This window comes from Flavobacterium sp. JAS, assembly GCF_020991455.1.
GTDB lineage: Bacteria > Bacteroidota > Bacteroidia > Flavobacteriales > Flavobacteriaceae > Flavobacterium.
Map to the genome: position 1 here is coordinate 267,175 of NZ_JAJMOX010000004.1, position 24,759 is coordinate 291,933.

Consider the following 24,759-nt stretch of genomic DNA (forward strand, 5'->3'; position numbering starts at 1 on the left):
TAAATATATAAACTTCCTAATTCGTATCATAATTTTATTAATGTATATTATACACTTAAATTCATAAAACGACAAATTAGTGTTAAAAAAGATAACTTTTAATCTGGGAAAAAACCTTAAAATTTCTCTTTTCAATCGTTTTCGAGACTAAATTAAGTTGTTTTTCAGAATAAAAGATAAAATGTGACTCAAAATTTAGTAGAGTAAACAAGATTTTTTTTACAATATCGTTCTTTTTTTGGTAATAAAATAGCCGTTAAAGTCTTCATTTTTAAGTTTTTTGATTTTTTTTCGGAACCTGAAAATTTTGATTAAAAAGTTGCTTTTTAATCAAAAGTGTTGATTATACACAAATTACATTCAGAAAAGGCTATTTTTTTTGAAAATAACATTAATTTTTAAATGTTGTTTTTACACTTAATTTACAAGATGCGTTTTTTTTACCACTTTTTTTTGCCATATTAATTTGTTTTTAAGGTTTTTTTTTAGTTAAATTTACAAATGTAAAATTAACACTTATAATTATACACTAACTAACTTAAATAAACCAGTATGATAACAAACCAACGATTATTTTTTTATTGCAATTTTTTATTGCCAAAAAAAGAATGGCTTTTAGCATTACTAATGCTACTATTTTCTGCTAATCAAATGTCGGCTCAAGGCAAAGTGATTAGCGGAGTTGTTACCTCGGCATCAGACAAATTGCCTTTGCCGGGAGTGAATATTATGATAAAGGGAACAAAAACAGTTGCAGTAACTGGTTTTGATGGAGAATATTCGATTAAAGCATCTCCAAATGATGTATTGGTCTTTTCATTTATAGGATTTCAAAATAAAGAGTTATCAGTTGGAAATCAATCTAAGGTCAATGCCACATTAAGCGAAGACACTAATAAACTGAATGAAGTAGTAGTTATTGGATACGGAACACAAAAGAAATCTGATTTAACAGGATCTGTAAGTGTTGTAAATCTGGAATCGGCTAAAAAAACAGTTACATACGATGCTGCAAAAATGCTTCAGGGACAGGTTCCGGGAGTAACAGTGCAATCATCAGGAGAACCGGGAGGTTTTGTAAATATCAAAATTAGAGGTATAACTTCTTTCAGTAATAACAACCCTCTTTTTGTTATTGATGGTATAATGGTTGATTCTCCTTATGATTTTGCACCGGGAGAAATTGAATCTATGCAGGTTTTAAAAGATGCATCTTCGGCAGCTATTTATGGTGTTCGTGGAGCAAATGGAGTTGTAATTATTACGACCAAAAAAGGAAAAGCAGGTAAATCTGAAGTTAAATTCAAATCAATCGTTGGACTTCAGAATGTAACTAAAAAATGGGATGTAACAGACCGCTTGGGTTATCAGCAAATTACGAGCGAAGCAGAAAGAAACAGAGATATCAGAGCTGGTGTTCCGGTAAGTATTGCGCCTGGGAATGATCCTACAAGTCCTTCTTATATTACAAATGTAAATACAGACTGGCAAAAAGAAGCATTGCAAACTGGTGTTGTACAAAATCAGGCATTGACTTTTACAGGAGGTGCAGAAAGCATTGCTTATAGTTTTAATATTGATTATTTCAAGAATACAAGTTATGTAAAGACGCCACAAGATTATGAGAGATTGTCAACGAACTTGAATTTGAATGGTAAAAAAGGAAAATTCAAATACGGAGCAAAAATCGCTTATACACAATCTGATAAAGAGATTTTTAACGAATATAATGCAGGACAAACTGTAATTAGCGACATTTTAGGTGCGGTACCAACCATGCCGGTTTATGATGCGAACAGACTTGGAGGTTACGGAGGTACAGATAACCTGACACAAAGAGCAATCTCGATGAACCCAATTGGGTATAACAATTTGATCACTAACAACGGAAAAAGAAACCGCTTTATAGGAGATGTATGGGGAGAAATTGAGATCGTTAAAGGTCTTAAATATAAATTGGATGTGAGTTATGACAGAACGGACTGGGAAACTAGAAAGTTTATTCCGCCAAGTGATTTAGGCTGGTATTATATTACGACAAATGATGAAGCTTCATTAGATGCAGAAACTGGAAATGAGTTAAGAACGTTCATGAATAATTTATTGACTTATGAAATTTCTCTTGGAAAACATAAAATTGATGCTCTTGCCGGTTGGATTCAGGAAAAGAGAGACTATCACAGATATAATTCAAGAGGTGTAGGTTATAAACCCGGAGAAATCCCAATGCTTCAATTTGCTGATGCAAGAAATGCCAGCGAATATAAATTTACAATTACGGGAATATCATACATTACGAGATTAAATTATTCTTATGATGACAGATACTTGTTGCAGGCAAATTTTAGACAAGACAGAACATCACTTTTCAGCGAAAAAAATAATTCGGCAAACTTCTACTCTTTTTCAGGAGGTTGGAAAATTAGTAATGAAAAGTTCTTGCATTTGCCAAAATGGGTAAGCAATATCAAACTTAGAGGAGGTTACGGTACATTAGGTAACAATACAATTCCGCAATATTTCTTTGCTTCAACAGTAAACAGTTTTGCAGGATACGATTTTAACAATGAGCTTGCTAACGGAACAACTGTAGTAGCGGCACTTGATCCTAATGTAAAATGGGAAAAAACAACCAGTAAAAACATTGCACTTGAATTAGGTTTTCTTGATAATGACTTACAATTTACAGGAGAGTATTTTATTAAAAAATCAACAGATTTATTATTAGGAGTTCCATTGCCATTTTCTACAGGAGCTTTTCCGGCAAATATCACTACAAATGCAGGAGATATGGAAAATCATGGGTTTGAGTTCACAGCTTCTTATAGCAATCACCATAATAAATTTAAATATGATATTTCAGGTAACGTAGGTACTTTGAAAAACAAAATCACAAAAATAGGTGTTAACGGAAATCCTATTTATGGGGCAGTATCAAAAACAGAAGTGGGTAGATCAGCAGGAGAACTTTTTGCATGGGAAGCGATTGGTATTTTTCAAAACGCAGCCGAAGTTGCAGCTTCTCCAAAACAAACTGGTGCAGCACCAGGCGACGTAAAATTTAAAGATGTAAACGGTGACGGAATCATCACAGATGCCGATAGAACTTTTCAAGGGGTAACAATTCCTAAATATGGTTTCGGATTGAATTTCAGTGCGACTTATTCAAACTTCGACTTCTCAATGTTTTGGCAGGGAAGCGGCGGAAACAAAGTTTTCAACGCCATGTATCGCAATTTAATGGCAGGACAATACGGAAATCACAGTACTGATGAATTGAATTACTGGACTCCAACAAACACAAATACAAATATTCCGGCTCCGGTTATTGGAGATCCTAACGGAAACGGCAGAGATTCTAACAGATTCATTGAAAGCGGTGACTATGTGAGATTGCAAACAATGGAAATAGGTTTCAATATTCCGATGAAAGATAAATTTATCCAAAAAGCAAGAGTATATCTTAATGGACAAAACTTGTGGACTATTACGAAATATTCTGGATATGATCCTGATTTTAATAGCGACGGATTAATTTCAAGAGGATATGATGCGGGATCTTTTCCAAATCCAAGAACAATCTCTCTAGGAGTAGAAGTAAATTTCTAAACTGGTTTAACCAATTAAAAACGTATTAAAATGAAATATAAAATATATAACTATATAGCAGTTTTCTTTTCACTGGCTGTTGTAACAACAAGCTGCGTTGATAATGAAGATTTGACTCAACTTGACCCTAATAACGATGCTGTCGATTCATTTTGGAAAACAGATCAGGATGCCATTGAAGGTATAAATGCTACTTACGGAAGTTTATTGACAGATGGAACGTACATGAGAAGTACACCATTATTATTAGACGCAAGATCAGATGATGCCCGTACAAACAGCCCTTGGGGTTCTATGTATAATGCAGGACATTTTAACTCAAACGTAGCCGATGCTTCGATTTACGGTTGGGCTTTTGAAACGTATTATCAGGGAGTTTACCGTGCCAATCAGGTTTTGGCAAACGTACCAGGTATTAAATTTGAAGACGAAGCACTTAAAAACAGAATATTAGGACAAGCTTATTTCTTAAGAGGATTATATTTATTTCATGCTGTAAACATGTTCAAAAATGTTCCGTTACCAACAGAATTAGCAGTTTATTATCCACAAAAACCACAAGCAGAAGGTTGGGCACAAGTAATTGCTGACTTTAAAGCTGCCGCTGAATTATTGCCAACTTCATACGATGGTATTTCAGGACTTGATGCAGGTCAAAAAGGGCGTGCTACAAAAGGTGCAGCATTAGGATATTTAGGAAAATCTTATTTGTTTATCAAAGATTTTACGAATGCAAAAACAACATTCAAACAAGTTATCGATTTAGGAGTTTACTCATTAGTTTCTAACTATCGCGATAATTTTACAACAGCTAACGAAAATAATTCAGAATCACTTTTTGAAGTACAATTTAGCAGAGATGCAGGTGGAGTTGACTTAGGTTGGGGAGGAGCTCCGGCATCAGGTTGGGGAAAAACTTCGGCTCGTGCGATTACTTATGCACCAAGAGCTTTTGGGTGGACAGACGTACAGCCTTCATGGGCATTATTCAATGAATTTCATGATGAAAAAACAAAAACAGGAGATCTTGACCCTCGTTTAGACGCTACTATATTTTACAATAAACCAGGCGGAATGAAATTATACGGACAAGACTTCGCGACTTTTTATGCTTCAAGTCCGGGAGATTTAAATGATATATTCTGTAGAAAATATCAAAATTCTGATGGGGAATTTGCAAACGAATACGACTGGCGTTCCGGTATCAACGAGCGTTTGTTAAGATATGCAGATATTCTTTTAATGTATGCTGAATGTTTAAACGAAACAGGAGATACTCAAGGAGCTTATGGATACATTCAAATGGTAAGAAACAGAGTTGGATTGCCGGATTTAGCAGTAACAAAACCAGGAATGACCCAAGATCAAATGAAAGAACAAATTGGACATGAAAGATTCTTAGAATTCCCTCTTGAAGGACACCGTTTTGATGATATTCGTCGTTGGGGATGGTTGCAGGATGCGACAAAATTAGCTTGGTTAAAAGCAAGAGATGCCGAGTTTAATTCGTACACAGCAGGAAGAGAATATTATCCAATCCCACAATTAGAAATGGATAACAACCCAGGAACTGTTCAGAATGACAGTTATTAATATTTATTGAATTAGTTAGAATATTTAATATCATGTGAAGATTTAAAAGTTTTCACATGATATTATCTTAAAAAAACAGAATGAGATTGCAATGAGATAATAATTTAAACAGTAACTAAAAATTATAACAAATGAAAACAATTACAAGTTTGGTTTTATTAGCAGTATTATTAGTAAGTTGTCAAAATGAAGATGTTATTAAACCTTCATCTGAGGAAGCAACCGCGGTTGTAGAAACTCAAAATTCTCAAACAAAAATTTCAACAGCAAAAACGGTTACCGGAACAGTTGCTTCGCATGATCCGAGTACGATTGTAAAAAGTGGCGTAAATTATTATGTTTTTACAACTGGTGATAATATCCCAATGACTTATTCAACAAATTTAGTAAACTGGACATGGGGGACATCAGTATTCACTTCTACTCCAAGTTGGATCACAGGATACGTACCCGGATTTGTAAAAACATTTTGGGCACCAGATGTAGCTTGGTTCAACAACCGTTGGAATATGTATTACTCTTGTTCAACTTTTGGTTCAGCAACTTCGGCAATTGGTTTGGTAACTACACCGGCAATTTCGCAAAGCGCAGGAACAACCTGGACAGACAGAGGCGTTGTAGTTTCGTCTTCTTCATCTTCAGATGTAAATGCAATTGACCCTTCAATTTTAGTCGACGGAAGCAATGTTTATATGGCTTATGGTTCCTGGCATGCCGGAATTGGAGTAATCCAAATTAATCCTTCAACAGGAAAAACCACAGGAAGCAAAACAATAGTCGCCGGCGGAAGCAGTACAAGTTGGGAAGCGCCATGTTTAATCAAAGAAGGAAGTTATTATTATATGTTCGTAAACCGAGGCAATTGCTGCAACGGCGTAAACAGTACTTATTATATAGTAGTTGGTCGTTCAACAAGTCCGTTTGGACCATTTGTTGACAAAAACGGAACAGCCTTAACAAATGGTGGGGGAACGACAGTTCTGGCAACGCAAGGAAATTATATCGGACCGGGACATTTATCCCGAATCGTAGGCACTCAAAAAGGATCAGTTCATTATTATGACGGAGCTGATAACGGAAATCCAAAACTAGAAATTGTATATTTTACCTGGGCATCAGGATGGCCAACACTTTCTTATTAAAAAACTATTGAGAGGAAAGTTCATAACGCTTTCCTCTTTATAACTTATAAAACATATCATGAAAAAAGCACTTTTAATCACATTTCTTATTACCCTTTGTAGTCAGGCTAATTTCGCTCAAGGCGGAGTTACCGTAGTAACTGTAAAAAACAATGCAGATGCACCAACGATCAATAGAAACATCTACGGACATTTTGCAGAACATTTAGGACGTTCCATTTATGGAGGTTTTTTTGTGGGAGATACATCAAAAATTCCAAATACAAAAGGAGTGAGAAATGATATTATCAAGGCTTTAAAAGAATTAAAGATTCCAAATTTAAGATGGCCTGGCGGATGTTTTGCCGATACATACCATTGGAAAGATGGAATTGGACCACAACAAGAAAGACCAACTATTGTAAATAAATGGTGGGGCGGAGTAACAGAAGATAACAGTTTCGGGACACACGATTTCCTGAATATGTGCGAGCTTCTTGGAGCAGAACCATATTTGTCAGGAAACGTTGGAAGCGGAACCGTTCAGGAATTATCTGATTGGGTTCAATATACCAACTTCAGCGGCAAAAGCCCAATGAGTGATTTGCGTAAAAAAAACGGAAGAACAGAACCTTGGAAAGTAAAATTCTGGGGAATTGGAAATGAAGCATGGGGATGCGGAGGAAATATGACGGCAGAATATTACGCAAACGAATACCGTAAATATGCCACTTTCATGTCAGATTGGGAAAATACTGGAGGAATCACTCGCATCGCTTCAGGATCAAATAGCGCCGATTATAATTGGACAGAAGTTTTAATGAAGAACATTCCGATCAATATGTTAGGCGGAGTTGGAGTTCATCATTATGCCGTAATTGATTGGGGTAAAAAAGGCGACGGTAGAAATTTTACCGAAGACGGATATTTCCATACGATGCAATCGGCGCTAAAAATGGAAGAATTGGTTACCAAACATTCAGCGATTATGGATAAATACGATCCGGAGAAAAAAGTAGCCATGATCGTTGACGAATGGGGCGCTTGGTATGAAGTGGAACAAGGAACAAATCCTGATTTTTTATACCAGCAAAATACGATGAGAGACGCCGTTTTAGCCGGAGCAACACTAAATATTTTCAACAATCACGCAGACAGAGTTCGTATGGCAAACTTAGCACAATGTGTGAATGTTTTGCAAGCTGTAATCTTAACGGACAAAGCAAAAATGATCACAACACCAACTTACAGCGTAATGAAAATGTACAGCGTTCATCAGGATGCTAAATTATTACCGGTAAGTTTTCAATCGCCATTATACAGCTTTAACGGAGAAACACTTCCGGCAGTTTCAGCATCAGCTTCAAAAGATAAAAGCGGATTAGTTCATATTTCAGTAGTAAATATTGACGCAAAAAATAAAAACACAATCGAAATTGATGTAAAAGATCTAGGCGTTAAAAATTTTACAGGAACAATTTTAACATCGGCAAAATTGCAAGATTACAATTCATTTGATACACCAAACAAAATTGTACCAGCAGTTTTTAAAGGTTTCGAAAACAAAAAAGGAAAACTTGAAATTACAATTCCTCCTTTTTCAGTAGTTGTTTTAGAAGGAAAATAAAAGATAAGAAAAATGAAAAAATTAAATTCCATTTTAAAAATTGCCTCGTACGTTGGGCTATTTTTAGTTGTCCTTGCCATGTTCAGCTGTTCAAAAGATGATCCGGCAACAGAAACTCCTACTCCGCCGGTAGTAGTAGATCCGCCAGTGGTTACGCCCACTTTTCCCGGACCAACTTATGGAGATAATTATACAGCAATATCAGGTTGGGGAACTAAATCACAATGGAATTTAGCCAACGTACACGATCCATCTGTCGAAAAATGTGGCGAATACTATTATATGTATCAAACCGATGCTTCTTACGGAAATGCCACAGACGGTCACGGACACTTTTTTTACAGAAGGTCAAAAGATTTAGTCAATTGGGAATTTATGGGATCATCAATGACCGAAGCTCCGGCTTGGGTAAAAGATTCCTTAAACAATAAAAGAGCCAGAATGTCTCCGGCTTTGGCACCAATTACAAACCCTAATTATGGATATTGGGCGCCTTGCGTTCGAAAAGTGGGCAATATTTACAGAATGTATTACAGCATTGTGGTTACAAACCCAATTGTTGGGACAGATACCAATACTTCCTGGACAGAGCGCGCTTTTATTGGCTTAGCCGAAACAGATGATTTGGCTTCGAATAATTGGACAGATAAAGGAATGGTAGTTTGTTCAGAACCAGACGGTGTAAAAAGTTATGTTAGAAACGGAGGAAATGATTGGGATGCGTATTTTAAATTCAACGCCATTGATCCAAGTTTTATTCAGACACCAGAAGGTGATCAGTATCTAATTTACGGTTCATGGCATTCCGGAATTGCAGCTTTAAAACTGAATCCAACAACAGGAAAACCGGATCAATTAAAAACAATTGACGATTACGGAGTACGAATTGCGGGACGCGGAAATGTAAATACAAACCGTTGGCAAGCATTGGAAGGACCGGAAATTATTTATAATCCAGATACACAATATTATTATTTATTTCTGGCTTACGACGAATTATCAGTTGCTTATAATACACGTGTTGCACGTTCAAAAAGTATTTTAGGACCTTATCAAACCATAAGCGGAATGAGTATTACAAATGGAGCAGAATGTTTTCCGATGGTTACACATCCGTACTCTTTTAAAAATCACACAGGTTGGGTTGGAATATCGCATTGCGCTGTTTTTCAAAACCCTGAAACTAAACAATGGTACTACGCATCACAAGCCCGTTTACCGGAAGGAGTTCCTGGAATTGCAGTTTCAAATGCTGTTATGATGGGTCATGTTCGAGGTATTCAATGGACAGAAGATGGCTGGCCAGTTATTGATCCTGAACGTTATGCAGCAGTGCCAGCAACGACAATTGTCGAAGGAAGTTTTGTTGGAACCTGGGAACAAATCACAATGAACTATCAATACAAAACCATTCAAAAATCAGTTACACTTTATTTAACCGCAGATAAAAAAGTAAGTGGTGATGCAAACGGTACATGGTCGTATGACAGCACCAAAAAAATCCTGACTATAAATGGTGTAAAATGTAATGTAACAGATGCCTGGGATTGGGAATTAGCCACCAGAAAAGTAACTATAAGTTATTCAGGTTTAACATCAGGCGGATTACCGGTTTGGGGTAAAAAGATCAATTAAAATTATTTTTTAACACATAGAAACATAGTCCAACAGATCGTATAAAAGACGTTTCACTCGCATCAATACACATAGCTATGTGTATTAAAATTAAGTGAAACGCCTTTTTCAACACAAAGAATTTTATGTCTCTATGTGTTAAAATAAGAGCCACAGATTAAAGGATTAAAAGGATAAAAATCTGCCTGATCTGCAAAATCTGCGAGAAAATATAATGTGTAAAATAATCATAATGAAAAATATAGTATCACTTTTAGTTTTGCTTGTCTTCTGTCAAACAGTTCAAAGCCAAATTGATCCAACAAAATTCAATAACCCAATCATAAAAGATCAATATACAGGCGATCCGGCGGCATTGGTTTACAAAGACAAAGTGTATTTGTATGCAGGTCATGACGAAGCACCAAATGATTTTAATTTTTATAAAATGAATGAATGGGTGGTGTATTCTTCATCAGATATGAAAAAATGGGAATCACATCCGGTACCTTTAAAAGTAACTGATTTTAAATGGGCAAAAGGCGATGCATGGGCTTCACAAGTAATTGAAAGAAACGGAAAATTTTATTGGTATGTAACGGTTGAACATGGCTCAGTACCCGGGAAATCTATTGGAGTTGCAGTTTCAGACAGTCCAACCGGACCTTTTAAAGATGCTCTAGGAAAAGCCTTGATTACAAATGATATGACAAAATTTAGCGATATAAGCTGGGATGATATAGATCCAACGGTTTATATCGATACGGATGGACAAGCTTATTTATTTTGGGGAAATACGGCTTGTCATTATGCCAAATTAAAAGAAAATATGACTCAAATTGATGGTCCAATTCATCACATCGATTTACCACATTTTACCGAAGCACCTTGGATTCATAAACATAAAAACTGGTATTATTTATCATACGCCTATGAGTTTCCGGAAAAAATTGCCTACGCCATGAGTAAATCCATTACTGGTCCTTGGGAGTTTAAAGGAATTTTGAATGAAATTGCAGGAAACAGTAATACGAATCATCAGGCGATAATAGATTTTAAGGGACAATCGTATTTTATTTATCATAACGGAGCGTCAATTCCACACGGAGGAAGTTTCAGAAGATCAGTTTGTGTAGACAAATTATATTATAACAAAGACGGAACAATGAAACGCGTTGTAATGACATCTGAAGGAATTCAGTAAATAGTTTACAGTCGTAGTTTTCAAAATAACAGAACAAATTTTCACCATATAAGTTATATAAGTTCATTTAAAACCAGGGTTGGAAAAACTTATATGATTTAGAAAGTAACAGTTTTCAGTTCAAACTTAAATTATCTTACATCACTTATATGGTGAAAAAAAGCATCAACTTATGAAGTTTTACAAAAACATAAAACAGGTACTTTCTCTAATAGTGATGCTGACAGCTTCGGTTTCATTTGCGCAGGAAATTGTTGTTCACGATCCCGTTGTCATCAAACAAAAAGACACTTATTATTTGTATTGCACCGGAAACGGAATCAGCGTTTTTAGTTCGAAAGATTTAAAAAACTGGAACAAAGAACCACAAATTTTCAAAGAAAAACCAGTGTGGGCAGATGGCGTTGCAGCCGATTTTAAAAACCATATTTGGGCACCGGACATTTCGTTGCACAACAATGTTTATTATCTGTATTATTCTGTTTCGGCTTTCGCCAAAAATACATCGGCAATTGGCGTTGCGACCAATACAACATTAGATCCAAAAGACAAAAATTACAAATGGGTCGATCAGGGAATTGTAATTCAATCGCAGCCCAACCGTGATATGTGGAACGCCATAGATCCGAATTTAATTTTCGACGAAAACAATACACCTTGGTTATCATTTGGTTCTTTTTGGGAAGGATTAAAAATGGTAAAACTAAATCCCGATTTAAAATCGATTGCTCAGCCTCAGGAATGGCATACAATTTCAAAACGTAAAAGAACCTTCGAATTACCAGATTCAGATCCTGGAGATGGCGCACTTGAAGCTCCTTTTATCTTTAAGAAAAACGGCTATTATTATCAATTTCTTTCCTGGGATTTATGCTGTCGCGGAGAAAAAAGCACGTATAAAGTCGTTGTTGGAAGATCTAAAAAAGTAACAGGACCTTACGTAGATAAAGACGGAAAATTATTGACAGAAGGTGGAGGAAGTATCGTCGTTCAGGGCGATGAAAATTACTTTGGCGTAGGCCATAACAGCGCTTATACATTTGAGGGTAAAGATTATATTTTTTATCACGCTTACGAAAAGAAAACAAACGGAACACCAAGATTAGTAGTTAAAGAAATGACTTGGGACAATGATTTGTGGCCCGTTTTAAAATAGAATAAACCATATAATGAAAAAATACACTTTCCATATTTTGACGATTTGTATGTCACTTTTGATTTTGATTTCCTGTAAAGAAATCAAAAATAATGTGGTACAAACCAGTGACAAAACTTCTGCCTTAAAAGCAGGTTATCAAATTGAACCCGTAAACATTCAAAATGTAAAATTGACGGATTCTTTCTGGTTGCCTATTATCAAAAGAGTACAGGAAGTTACGATTGCATACGCCATTCAAAAATGTAATGAAGAAGGTCGATTTGAGAATTTCTTGATTGCTGGAAAACAAAAAACAGGAACAGTAAGAGGTGAAATGCCTTTTGATGATACCGATGTTTATAAGATTATCGAAGGCGCTTCGAATACTTTAATCAGCGCACCAAATCCAAGATTAGATCGCGTTTTAGATTCGTTGATTGCAATCGTAAAAATTGGTCAGGAAAAAGACGGATACCTTACAACGTGGAGAACTATAAATCCCGCAAAACCGCCAGCACCATGGGTTCCGGTTATCGAAGGAAAACGTTGGGAATCACTACAAATCAGTCATGAATGCTACAATTCAGGACATTTAATTGAAGCTGCTGTTGTGCATTTTGAAGCTACAGGGAAAAGAAATTTCCTTGATATCGCCATTAAAAATGCCGACTTATTAGTGAAAACTTTTGGTGATAAACCAGGTCAGGTAAAAGGAGTTCCGGGACATCAAATTGTAGAAACGGGTTTAATAAAATTATATCAAATTACAGGAAAAGAAGACTATCTAAAACTAGCAAAATATTTTCTGGACAATCGCGGAAATCCAAACAATCATAAATTATATGGCGAATATGCACAAGATCATATTCCGGTGGTACAGCAAAATGAAGTGGTTGGTCATGCCGTAAGAGCCGTTTATATGTACGCTGGAATGACTGATATTGCTGCGATGACAAAAGACAAATCTTATACGGATGCTGTAAATAATTTATGGAATAATATGGTAAACAAAAAAATGTATATCACAGGCGGAATTGGTTCGAGGCACGACGGAGAAGCTTTTGGAGACAATTATGAATTACCAAACTTAACGGCTTACAACGAAACCTGCGCTGCAATTGGAGATGTATATTGGAATCACAGATTGCATAATTTATACGGAAAATCAGAATATTTTGATGTGATCGAAAGAACGATGTACAACGGATTAATCTCGGGAATTTCATTAGACGGAAAACAATTTTTCTATCCAAATGCCTTAGAATCTGATGGCGTTTTTAAATCAAACAGAGGATCTTGTACACGTCAGGCTTGGTTTGATTGTTCTTGTTGTCCGACTAATTTAATCCGATTTATTCCTTCGATTCCGGGATTGATTTATTCGAAATCAAATGATGTTTTGTATGTGAATTTATACGCTTCAAGCAACGCTTCTTTCACCTTAGGAAAAACCGATTTACAAATCTCACAACAAACCGGATATCCCTGGAATGGAAAAGTAATTCTTTCGGTTAACCCGAAAAAAGAAAGCCAATTCACGATTAAACTCAGAGTTCCGGGTTGGGCAAGAAATGAGGTTTTACCGGGAGATTTATATTCTTATAAAAAAGCATCTACTCAAAAAGCAACCATTAATTTAAACGGAGAAACTTTAGAAATTCAGCCACAAGATGGTTATTTCACCATTACAAGAAATTGGAAAAAAGGAGATAAAATCAATCTTAATTTCCCAATGGAAGTTCAGGAAGTTCAAACCAATGCTAAAGTAGAAACGAATAAAAATAAAGTTTCTTTAGAATATGGCCCAATCGTTTATGCCGTAGAAGAAATCGACAACAAAACCAATTTCGATAAAATAGATGTAACAGCCGGAGATACTTTCAAAGTAAAAAAAGAAGCAAATCTATTGCAAGGTGTAAACGTAATCGAAAATTCAAAATTTAAAGCAATTCCATATTACAGCTGGTCAAATCGTGGTGTTGGGAAAATGAAAGTTTGGTTGGATTATAAGAATTGAGAGTAAAGAATTAAGAAAATAGAGGCAAGAAGAAAGAATCAAGATTTAGTGACTGATTAAAGATTAGAAAAAATCTATTCAATCTGCCAAATCTGCGAGAAAAAATATTTAAACACATAGAAACATAGATTTTAAAATGAATAAAAAGAGTATAAAAACAAATCTAGATTTGCACACATAGCTATGTGACTTTTAATAAAATGAAATGCCTTTTATAAGAAATCAAAGCTATGTCTCTATGTGTTTAAAAAATAAAGTCAAAGTATAGAAAATAAAATCTGCTCAGATCTGCAAAAATCTGCGTGAAACAAAAAATAAAAATCCGTTTTATCCGCGTCATCCGCGTGCCATAAAAACACATTAATTATAAAAAAATGAAGTCCAATTTAATTACCAAAATTACCCTTTGTGGTTTATTGCTGAACGGCTTTTTAGCTTCGGCACAAAAAAACAATCTTCAGGTTGATGTTGCAAAAACAGTGACCAAAATCGAACCGACTATGTATGGAGTATTTTTTGAAGATATCAATTTTGCTGCCGATGGAGGTTTGTATGCCGAAATGATCAAGAACAGATCGTTTGAATTTGAAACGCCAATGATGGGATGGAGCGAACCAAACAGCGACCGTCATAAATTAAATCTACAATCCGGAATTGCCAATATTATTCAGTATTCGCAGAAAGGAACCAATCATAATTATTGTCGCGTTACGGTAAATGATGCAAGCGGTTATGAAATGATCAACGAAGGTTTCAGAGGAATGGGAATCAAAAAAGATCTTCATTATAATTTGTCTTTGAGAGCTTCAAAAATATCAGGAAACATTTCGAAGATTAAAATCCAATTCATTGATAAAAATAAAAAGGTTTTAGGAGAAACTTCGATTGTTCCAACAGCAAAAGACTGGACGAATTATACAGCACAATTAACCGCAACTGCGACCGAAGCAAAAGCACAAATCAGAATCACTTTTGAAGGAACAGGAGTTATAGATTTAGATGTGATTTCGTTGTTTCCGGAAGATACATGGAAAGGCAGAAAAAACGGAATGCGTGCTGATTTAGTACAATTATTATACGATTTGAAACCAGGATTTTTACGTTTTCCGGGAGGTTGTATTGTTGAAGGAAAAACTTTGGCATTACGTTACCAATGGAAAAAATCGATTGGAAATGTAGAAGACAGAGAAACGATGATTAACCGTTGGAATACCGAGTTTGCACACAAATTGGCACCGGATTATTTCCAGAGTTTTGGTTTAGGATTCTTCGAATATTTTCAACTTTCAGAAGATATTGGGGCTTCGCCGTTACCGATTTTAAGCTGTGGAATGGCGTGTCAATTCAACACCGGAGAATTAGTTCCGATGGATCAAATCGATCCTTATGTGCAAGATGCTTTAGATTTAATTGAATTTGCAAATGGAGATTTAAATACCGCTTGGGGAAAAGTAAGAGCGGATATGGGACATCCAAAACCATTTAATTTAAAATTCATAGGCGTTGGAAATGAGCAATGGGGGCCAGATTATATTGAGCGCTTCAAAGTGTTTCAAAAAGCTATCAAATCAAAATATCCAAACATTACTATTGTTTCAGGAACGGGACCATTTCCTGACGGAGATTATTTTGATTACGGTATGACCGAACTTAAAAAATTAAACGCAGAAGTTGTTGATGAGCATTATTATAAAGATCCTGCTTGGTTCCGTAAAAATGTAACCCGTTACGATAATTACGATCGTAAAGGACCAAAGATTTTTGCTGGAGAATATGCAGCTCAAAGTGTAGCGATTGCAAGTCCGGATAATAAAAATAATTGGGAATGTGCGTTCTCAGAAGCGGCTTTTATGACGGGAATGGAACGTAATGCTGAGGTTGTTCACCTGACTTCTTACGCACCTTTATTGGCTCACGTAGAAGGTTGGCAATGGACGCCGGACATGATTTGGTTTAACAATTTACAATCATACGGAACGCCAAATTATTATGTTCAGAAGTTATTCTCGAACAATAAAGGAACAGATTTAATCAACATTACAAAAGACGGAAAAGCAGTTACAGGACAAAATGATTTGTTTGCATCGGCAGTAAAAGATGTGAATTCTAAAGAAGTAATTCTGAAAATTGTGAACACAGCAGCAACGTCTCAAAATGCTTCAATTGATTTAAAAGGAGCAAAATTAGATTCAAAAGGAACAGCTATAACTTTAAAAGGAGACGGAATAAATGATGAGAATTCTTTTGAGGCTCCAACTAAAATTAGCCCAAAAGAAAGCGAATTTAAAGTAAGTGGAAGTAAAGTTCAATATGATTTTCCAGCCTACTCAGTTACGGTTTTGAAAATTAAGTTGAAATAATCGCAACAGAATAAATGTAAAACCAACGTTTATTTTTTGTTTTGACCTTAAACTCTTGTTTTGATGCATTATTTGTAAAAATTACAGCCCTTATTTTTATTAAGTGTTTTTTATACACTTATAAATTATTTATATTTATATTTGTCATTATTATAAAATGAATTTCGAATGAAAAATTACGTTATAGGATTGGATTACGGAACAGATTCTGTTCGAGCGATGCTGATTGATACTGAAAATGGGCAAGAACTGGCATCGAATGTTTCTCATTATAAAAGATGGAAAAACAAGCAATATTGTGACGCATCGATCAATCAATTTCGTCAACATCCATTAGACCATATTGAAGGTTTAGAAATCACCATTCAAACGGTTATAAAAGAAAGTAAAGTTGATCCTTCGCAAGTTCGTGGAATTTGTATTGATACAACGGGATCTTCACCTGTGCCTGTAACGAAAGACGGAATTCCGCTTGCTTTGACAAAAGGTTTTGAGGAAAATCCGAATGCGATGATGGTACTTTGGAAAGATCATACTTCTATAAATGAAGCAAACGAAATCAACGAACTGGCAGTAAGCTGGGGCGGAGAAAACGTAACCAAATATGTAGGCGGAATTTATTCATCAGAATGGTTTTGGGCAAAAATTCTGCACATTGCCAGAGAAGATGAAGCGGTTCGAAATGCAGCGCACACCTGGATGGAACACTGCGATTTAATGACGTATTTATTGATTGAAGATAAAGATTTAAAAACATTCAAAAGAAGCCGTTGTGCCGCTGGACACAAAGCAATGTGGCACGAAGACTGGAACGGACTTCCTCCAGTTGAATTCTTAGAAAAATTACATCCGTATTTGGCAACACTTCGTGGTAATTTATATGACGAAACCTATACATCAGATTTAGTTGCCGGAAATTTAAGCAAAGAATGGGCAGATCGTTTAGGACTTTCTACAGATACAGTTGTAGCGGTTGGAACTTTCGATGCACATTCGGGAGCGGTTGGAGCAAAAATTGGAGAGAATACTTTGGTTCGTGTTATGGGAACTTCAACCTGTGATATTCTTGTAGGTTCAAAAGAAGAAGTAGGAACTAAAACCGTTCGTGGAATCTGCGGACAAGTTGACGGATCTGTGATTCCGGGTTATATTGGTTTAGAGGCTGGACAATCTGCTTTTGGAGATTTATTGGCTTGGTACAAAGAATTATTGCTTTGGCCAACAGATCATTTATTAACTGCTTCGATGGTTTTAAATGAAACTCAAAAAGAACAATTAAGAGAAGAATTCAGCGATAAATTAATTGTGGAATTGACAAAAGAAGCAGAGAAAATTCCAGTTTCAGAAAGTCTTCCAATTGCTTTAGACTGGATCAACGGACGCAGAACTCCGGATGCCAATCAGGAATTAAAAAGCGCGATTTCAAATTTATCTTTAGGAACAAAAGCACCTCATATTTTTAAAGCTTTGGTAAATGCTATTTGTTTTGGAGCAAAAAAAATTGTAGATCGTTTTGAAGAAGAAGGTGTAAAAATTGACAGCGTAATCGGGATTGGTGGTGTTGCGAGAAAATCGCCTTTTATCATGCAGACTTTGGCAAATGTTTTAAACAAGCCAATTAAAATTGCAGCTTCAGACCAAACTCCGGCTTTAGGAGCAGCGATTTATGCAGCAGTTGCAGCGGGAATTTATCCGAATGTAATCGAAGCAAGTCAAAAAATAGGAAGCGATTTCGACGGAGAATATTTTCCTCAATTAGACAAAGTTTCCGCCTATCATAAACTGTTATTGGCGTACGATCAATTAAGTGCTTTTGAAGATCCAACTATTAAAATATCGCAACATGAGCTCTCTTTATAAAGATTTAAAACAGGAATGTTACGAAGCCAATATGCAATTGAACGCATTGAATTTGGTTGTATATACCTTCGGGAATGTAAGTGCTGTAGATAGAAAAAATGGTGTTTTTGCCATTAAACCAAGTGGCGTTCCGTACGAAGATTTAAAACCTGAAGATATTGTGATTGTTGATTTTGACAATAATATTATCGAAGGTTCTATGCGTCCGTCATCGGACACAAAAACACACGCATACTTATATAAAAACTGGCCAAATATTGGCGGAGTTGCTCATACACATGCAACTTATTCAGTTGCTTGGGCACAATCGCAACGTGATATTCCAATCTTTGGAACCACGCATGCAGATCATTTAACAGCTGATATTCCGTGTGCGTCACCGATGGCAGATTCTCTTATCGAAGGAAACTACGAACATAATACGGGAATTCAGATTTTGGATTGCTTCAAGGAAAAAAATCTTTCGTACGAAGAAGTAGAAATGGTTTTGATTGGAAATCACGGTCCATTCGCCTGGGGAAAAAACGCCGCCAAAGCAGTTTATAACAGTAAGGTTTTAGAAGTCGTTGCTGAAATGGCGTATCTGACTTTACAAATAAATCCAAATGCACCAAGATTAAAAGATTCCTTAATAAAGAAACATTACAACCGCAAGCACGGAAAAGATTCGTATTACGGACAGTAGGAAAAAGTTTCAGGTTTCAGGTTTTTTTTGTTTCAAGTTATTGGAACGTGAAACTTGAAACCTGAAATAAAGAAAACTTGAAACAAAAAATAACAAAATAATTGATAACAAAGATTTTCGACGATTTCAAAACTTGAAACTTGAAACAAAGAAAACTTGAAACAAAATAAGAAATGATAGATATATCTCAAAAAGAAGTATGGTTTGTAGTAGGAAGCCAGGAATTATACGGACCGGAAACTTTAAAATTAGTGGCGGAACATGCTGCAATTATGGCAAAAGGTTTGGATGCTTCATCACAAATACCGGTAAAAATAGTTTGCAAAGACACTTTAAAATCGCCTAAGCAAATTTTAGATTTATGTTTAGAGGCGAACTCAGCTAAAAACTGTATCGGAATTATTGCTTGGATGCATACTTTCTCTCCAGCAAAAATGTGGATTGGAGGATTGAGTATTCTAAAGAAACCATTATGTCATTTACACACACAATACAACGCTGAAATTCCGTGGGGAACAATCGACATGGATTTCATGAACCTGAATCAATCGGCACACGGAGATCGTGAGTTTGGTTTTATCATGTCCAGAATGCGTAAAAAACGTAAAGTAGTTGTGGGACATTGGGAAGATCCTCGTGTTTTAAACAAACTTGGAGTTTGGACAAGAGTAGCTTTAGGTTGGGACGAACTTCAAAATTTAAAAGTGGCTCGTATTGGAGACAATATGCGTGAAGTTGCCGTTACAGAAGGTGATAAAGTTGAGGCTCAAATTCGTTTCGGAATGTCGGTAAACGGATATGATTCATCAGATGTGACCAAACATATTGAGAAAGTTACAGACCAACAATTAAATGATTTATTGGCTGTTTATGAATCTTCTTATTCTCTAACCGATTCATTAAAAGAAGGCGGAGCACAAAGAAGTTCACTAGTTGAAGCAGCAAAAATAGAATTAGGGTTAAGAGCTTTCCTTGAAGAAGGAGGTTTTGGAGCTTTTACAGATACGTTTGAAAATCTTGGAGTTTGGAAACAACTTCCTGGAATTGCAACACAAAGATTAATGGCCGATGGTTATGGTTTTGGTGGAGAAGGAGATTGGAAAACCGCTGCAATGGTTCGTGCTTTGAAAGTGATGAACGTAGGTCTTGAAGGAGGAACTTCTTTCATGGAAGATTATACTTATCATTTTACACCACAAAAATCTTATGTTTTAGGATCACACATGTTAGAAATTTGCCCATCAATTGCAGATGCAAAACCTTCATGCGAAGTACATCCGTTAGGAATTGGAGGAAAAGAAGATCCTGCTCGTTTGGTGTTTAATTCGCCTGCGGGAGCTGCTATAAATGTTTCATTGATTGATATGGGGAATCGTTTCCGTTTGATCGTGAACGAAGTTGAAGCGGTTAAACCAATGGCAGATTTACCAAAATTACCGGTTGCGAGAGTTTTATGGGATTGTAAACCAAATCTTGATATCGCAGCAACAGCCTGGATTCTTGCAGGAGGAGCGCATCATACCGTATATAGCCAGGCAATTACAACAGAATATATGGAAGATCTTGCGGATATCGCCGGAATCGAATTATTGGTGATTGACGAGAAAACTACGGTAAGAGACTTTAAAGATAAGATCAATGCCAATGAAGCGTATTATCATTTGTTTCAACACGGCCTGTAAGGCAGTAAAATGTAATTTGTAAGATATAAAATGTGAAAAAACTTAAAAAGGTAATTTTTACATTTTTAAAATGATTAAATTTCACATCTAACATTTTACTTCTAACATTTAACTTTTACAAACCAAAAAATATCATTTATGAATGTATTAAAACGTTGCCTTTTTGGAATTAGCTTAATGAGTTTGGCTACACTTTCAGTTCAATGCAAAAACGATAAAAAAATGGATGCTACAACAGTTTCTTCGAATGAAAAAGCTACGGTTACAATCGAAAAATCTTCTTACGGAACAACTGCTAAAGGAGAAAAAGTAGACAGTTATAAATTGAAAAACCAAAATGGGATGGAAGTTGGCATCATCACTTTTGGTGGAAGAATTACAGATTTGAAAGTACCTAATAAAGAAGGTGTTTCTGAAAATGTGGTTATCGGATTTAATTCTTTGGCACAATACGAAAAAGAAAATCCATTCTTTGGAGCTTTAATTGGAAGATACGGAAACCGAATTGCTAAAGGAAAATTCTCTTTGGACGGAAAAGAATATCAATTAGCAATCAATAATGCTCCAAATGCTTTGCACGGAGGTCCGCAAGGATATTTTAACGTTGTTTGGAAAGCCGATGAGGTTAAATCAGGAACAGCTGCTACATTGAAATTATCTTACTTAAGTAAAGATATGGAAGAAGGATATCCTGGAAATCTTCAGGTTTTTGTAACGTATACATTGACAAATGATAATCAGTTAGAAGTATTGTATGAAGCAACTACAGATAAGAAAACAGTAGTGAATCTAACGCAACATTCATATTTCAATTTATCGGGAGATTTTACAAAAACAATCTTAGATCACGAATTGACTTTAAATGCTGATAAATTGGTTCCAGTTGATGCGACTTTAATTCCAACAGGAAAATTAGAAGATGTTGCTAATACGCCTTTCGATTTTAGAACACCAAAATTAATTGGAAAAGATATCGAAGTGAAAAACGAACAATTAGAAAGAGGAAAAGGTTACGATCATTGCTGGGTATTGAACAATCCTGAAAAAGGAAAAACAATCATTGCAAAAGTATATCACGCAGCCAGCGGAAGAGTTATGGAAATGACAACTGACGAACCTGGAATTCAGTTTTACTCAGGAAATTTCCTTGACGGAACTTTACCAACTCGTGATGGAAAAACATATGCACACAGAACTGGATTATGTTTAGAAACAGAACATTATCCGGATTCTCCAAATCAGAAAGACTTCCCAACAACGGTTTTAAACCCGGGAGAAAAATATAAGACTAAAACTGTTTTTAAATTCTCAGTAAAAAAATAGTTTTAGAATTTGTTTGGTAATTTTAGTAATTCTCTAAGAAACCTCGAAAGGAGTACTTTCGAGGTTTTTTTATGAATTTAAGTTTGCCACTAATTTTTACGAATTGATTTCCTCATTTTTGTCATTTCGACGAAGGAGAAATCTCCGCAAGTAACTCGACAAAGATTGTTCAAAATTTTGCGACTTGGCGACTTTGCGAGACTAAATAGATATGTGTATAAAGTCTTAACTTCGCAATAGAAAATAAAAGAAAAAATGAGACATCTTTTTAAAGCGGAAGTAAATTGGACTTCGAATCAAATTCAAGAAGATTCAACGAAAAGATTTTATAATAAAAGCCATCAAATCAAAATTGAAGGAAAACCTGTTTTAAATGTGTCAGCTGCAAAAGCTTTCAAAGGTGATCCGGAATTATACAATCCCGAAGATTTACTGTTGAGCAGTTTGGTTTCGTGCCATATGATGTCATATCTATATGTCTGTTCTCAAAACGGAATAGAAGTTTTAGAATATTCAGATAATGCAGAAGCAACGCTAGAAGTTTCTCCAGATGGAAGCGGACGTTTTACAGAAGTTCGACTAAATCCGAGAGTAAAAATTTCAAATTCAGATAAAATTGAATTAGCGATTGAGCTTCATAAAAAAGCAAATCAATTATGCTTTATTGCTAATTCGTGCAATTTTCCTGTTTTGCATGAGGCGAGTTGTGAGGTTTGAACCGTATGAATTATATAAGTTTATTTAATAAACGCAACTTAATTTACTTATAGAACTTATTATGGTAAAAAGAAGTATAAAACCAAAAAAACCTCTTCCGTTAAGAAGAGGTTTTTGTACCCGGAGCCGGAGTCGAACCGGCACGGTTTCCCACAGGTGTTTGAGACCAGCGCGTCTACCAATTCCGCCATCCGGGCCTTAGCAAACGAAAAAATAATCAAATAAATCAATCATTTCAACGCAATAAAATAAGTTAATTATGATGCCATAACTGTGCTTATTTCTTTAACACGGTGCAAATGTAAAAAATAAAATTAAATGATCTACTAAAAATACTTAAATTTTTCCTTTCAGTGTCCAATAAATTTTCTAAATTTGCACCTCGTTAAAACGAAGCACACACAACTAACTACACCCGAGGCATTTATACTGGTCTTGCTTTGCTTAAAATTGTAAAGCCGAATCGTGTAGAGCGCAGCGGAGCAAAAACAACAAATTATAATGTCGCACCTAGAACCAGAAGCTAAAATTTTTGCTTGTTCACAAAGTGTTTATCTTGCAGAAAAAATTGCAGAACAATACGGAATTCCGTTAGGGAAAGTAACGATGTCAACGTATAGCGATGGAGAATTTCAGCCATCTTACGAAGAATCAATAAGAGGATTACGCGTTTTTATCGTGTGTTCGACTTTTCCAACTGCTGATAATTTGATGGAATTGTTGCTAATGATTGACGCAGCAAAACGTGCATCAGCAAGACATATTACAGCTGTTATGCCTTATTTTGGTTGGGCAAGACAGGATAGAAAAGACAAACCAAGAGTTCCGATTGGAGCAAAATTAGTAGCTAATTTATTAGATGCTGCTGGAGCGACAAGAGTAATGACAATGGATTTGCATGCAGATCAAATTCAGGGTTTTTTCGAAAAACCAGTAGATCATTTATTTGCATCTACAATCTTTTTACCATACGTAGAAAGTTTGAAATTAGAGAATCTAACAATTGCATCTCCGGATATGGGAGGTTCAAAAAGAGCATATGCTTACTCTAAGTTCTTGGAATCAGATGTAGTAATCTGTTACAAACAAAGAAAAGCAGCCAACGTTATCGACACTATGGAGCTAATTGGTGAAGTAAAAGGTCGTAACGTAATATTAGTAGACGACATGATCGATACGGGCGGAACATTAGCGAAAGCAGCAGATTTAATGATCGAAAAAGGAGCATTAAGCGTTAGAGCAATTTGTACACACGCCATTTTATCTGGTAATGCCTACGAAAAAATTGAAAACTCAAAATTAAGCGAGTTAATCGTTACCGATTCTATTCCGTTAAAGAGAGAATCAAAGAAAATTAAAGTAGTGAGTTGTGCACCACTTTTTGCCGAAGTTATGCACATGGTGCACCACAACAATTCCATCAGTGGAAAATTTATAATGTAATAAATGGCAATATGCTATAGGCTGTAAGCTTTAAGCATTAAAAAAAGTCAATAAATTTATTGCGAAAGAAAGCCTAAAGCCTAGTGCCTAAAGCTTATAGCAAACAAGAATATTTATTAATAACTATATTTTTTTTACAATGAAATCGATTACAATTAAAGGATCAGAAAGAGAAAGCGTGGGCAAAGTGTCAACTAAAGCCTTACGTAATGCTGGAGCGGTTCCTTGCGTGTTATACGGAGGAAATCAGGCAGTACACTTCTCAGCAGACGCTGCAGCGTTCAAAAACTTGGTTTACACTCCAAACGCACACACAGTTGTGATTGAGCTTGGAAAAGGAAAATCATTTAATGCAATTTTGCAAGACATTCAGGTTCACCCAGTATCTGACAAAATTTTACACATTGACTTCTTCCAATTATTTGATGATAAAGAAATCACAATGGAAGTTCCTGTAAAAATCGTTGGTACATCTAAAGGTGTTCTTGCAGGTGGTGTTTTACGTTTAAACACACGTAAATTAAAAGTTAAAGCTTTACCTAAAGATCTTCCTGATTTTGTTGAGGCTGACATTACTCCACTTGAAATGGGTAACAAATTATATGTTACTAAAGTTGGTGCTCCAGAATACAAAGTTATGCACCCAGAGAACACAGTTGTTGCTCAGGTAAGAATCTCTCGTGCTGCTATGAAAGCTGCTCAAGAAGCTGCAAAAGCTGCAAAAGCTCCTGCAAAAGGAAAGAAAAAATAATTTTTTTCAAATCAA

16 protein-coding genes and 1 tRNA gene are annotated in these 24,759 nt (G+C 35.6%); 16 read left to right on the forward strand and 1 reads right to left on the reverse strand.

The window, feature by feature from the left end; genetic code table 11:
* The first annotated feature begins 552 nt into the window (after positions 1-552).
* From LPB88_RS07165 to LPB88_RS07230, 14 genes are all read left to right on the forward strand, one after another.
* The gene (locus LPB88_RS07165; protein ID WP_230714037.1) at positions 553-3,609 is read left to right on the forward strand and encodes a TonB-dependent receptor; all 3,057 of its coding nucleotides are present in this window, start codon (positions 553-555) and stop codon (positions 3,607-3,609) included.
* 30 nt (positions 3,610-3,639) lie between these two features.
* Positions 3,640-5,202 carry a RagB/SusD family nutrient uptake outer membrane protein gene (locus tag LPB88_RS07170; RefSeq protein WP_230714039.1) on the forward strand — a complete coding sequence of 521 codons (1,563 nt, stop codon included), beginning with the start codon at positions 3,640-3,642 and terminating at the stop codon, positions 5,200-5,202.
* 131 nt (positions 5,203-5,333) lie between these two features.
* Positions 5,334-6,344 carry an arabinan endo-1,5-alpha-L-arabinosidase gene (locus LPB88_RS07175; RefSeq protein ID WP_230714041.1) on the forward strand — a complete coding sequence of 337 codons (1,011 nt, stop codon included), beginning with the start codon at positions 5,334-5,336 and terminating at the stop codon, positions 6,342-6,344.
* A 58-nt stretch (positions 6,345-6,402) separates the two neighbouring features.
* Positions 6,403-7,950, forward strand: coding sequence for an alpha-N-arabinofuranosidase (locus tag LPB88_RS07180; protein ID WP_230714043.1), 1,548 nt, complete (start codon positions 6,403-6,405; stop codon positions 7,948-7,950).
* 12 nt (positions 7,951-7,962) lie between these two features.
* Positions 7,963-9,585 (forward strand): arabinan endo-1,5-alpha-L-arabinosidase, encoded by a 1,623-nt coding sequence (locus LPB88_RS07185; RefSeq protein WP_230714045.1) that lies wholly within the window; start codon positions 7,963-7,965, stop codon positions 9,583-9,585.
* Between the two features lie 232 nt (positions 9,586-9,817).
* A complete protein-coding gene (locus LPB88_RS07190; protein WP_230714047.1) occupies positions 9,818-10,768 on the forward strand; it encodes a glycoside hydrolase family 43 protein in 951 nt (316 codons plus the stop codon).
* 172 nt (positions 10,769-10,940) lie between these two features.
* On the forward strand, positions 10,941-11,924 hold the full coding sequence (locus LPB88_RS07195; RefSeq protein ID WP_230714049.1) for an arabinan endo-1,5-alpha-L-arabinosidase: 984 nt from the start codon (positions 10,941-10,943) through the stop codon (positions 11,922-11,924).
* A gap of 13 nt (positions 11,925-11,937) precedes the next feature.
* The gene (locus LPB88_RS07200) at positions 11,938-13,923 is read left to right on the forward strand and encodes a glycoside hydrolase family 127 protein (protein WP_230714051.1); all 1,986 of its coding nucleotides are present in this window, start codon (positions 11,938-11,940) and stop codon (positions 13,921-13,923) included.
* A 374-nt stretch (positions 13,924-14,297) separates the two neighbouring features.
* On the forward strand, positions 14,298-16,283 hold the full coding sequence (locus LPB88_RS07205; protein WP_230714053.1) for an alpha-L-arabinofuranosidase C-terminal domain-containing protein: 1,986 nt from the start codon (positions 14,298-14,300) through the stop codon (positions 16,281-16,283).
* 168 nt (positions 16,284-16,451) lie between these two features.
* The gene (locus LPB88_RS07210; RefSeq protein ID WP_230714055.1) at positions 16,452-18,143 is read left to right on the forward strand and encodes a ribulokinase; all 1,692 of its coding nucleotides are present in this window, start codon (positions 16,452-16,454) and stop codon (positions 18,141-18,143) included.
* Positions 18,127-18,828: an L-ribulose-5-phosphate 4-epimerase gene (locus LPB88_RS07215; RefSeq protein WP_230714057.1), complete on the forward strand. Its 702-nt coding sequence runs from the start codon at positions 18,127-18,129 to the stop codon at positions 18,826-18,828. Before LPB88_RS07210 ends, LPB88_RS07215 begins: the two co-directional genes overlap by 17 nt.
* Before the next feature lie 173 nt (positions 18,829-19,001).
* Positions 19,002-20,510: an L-arabinose isomerase gene (araA, locus tag LPB88_RS07220; protein ID WP_230714059.1), complete on the forward strand. Its 1,509-nt coding sequence runs from the start codon at positions 19,002-19,004 to the stop codon at positions 20,508-20,510.
* Positions 20,511-20,648: 138 nt separating this feature from the next.
* Positions 20,649-21,833: an aldose epimerase family protein gene (locus LPB88_RS07225; RefSeq protein ID WP_230714061.1), complete on the forward strand. Its 1,185-nt coding sequence runs from the start codon at positions 20,649-20,651 to the stop codon at positions 21,831-21,833.
* A gap of 255 nt (positions 21,834-22,088) precedes the next feature.
* A complete protein-coding gene (locus LPB88_RS07230; protein WP_230714063.1) occupies positions 22,089-22,550 on the forward strand; it encodes an OsmC family protein in 462 nt (153 codons plus the stop codon).
* 117 nt (positions 22,551-22,667) lie between these two features.
* On the opposite strand, the gene LPB88_RS07235 is transcribed toward LPB88_RS07230, so the two are convergent.
* A tRNA-Leu gene (locus LPB88_RS07235) sits at positions 22,668-22,747 on the reverse strand.
* 304 nt (positions 22,748-23,051) lie between these two features.
* Between LPB88_RS07235 and LPB88_RS07240 the strand changes: the two genes are divergently transcribed.
* Positions 23,052-23,993: a ribose-phosphate pyrophosphokinase gene (locus tag LPB88_RS07240; protein ID WP_099710236.1), complete on the forward strand. Its 942-nt coding sequence runs from the start codon at positions 23,052-23,054 to the stop codon at positions 23,991-23,993.
* 139 nt (positions 23,994-24,132) lie between these two features.
* Positions 24,133-24,744, forward strand: coding sequence for a 50S ribosomal protein L25/general stress protein Ctc (locus LPB88_RS07245; RefSeq protein ID WP_230714065.1), 612 nt, complete (start codon positions 24,133-24,135; stop codon positions 24,742-24,744).
* Positions 24,745-24,759 lie beyond the last annotated feature (15 nt).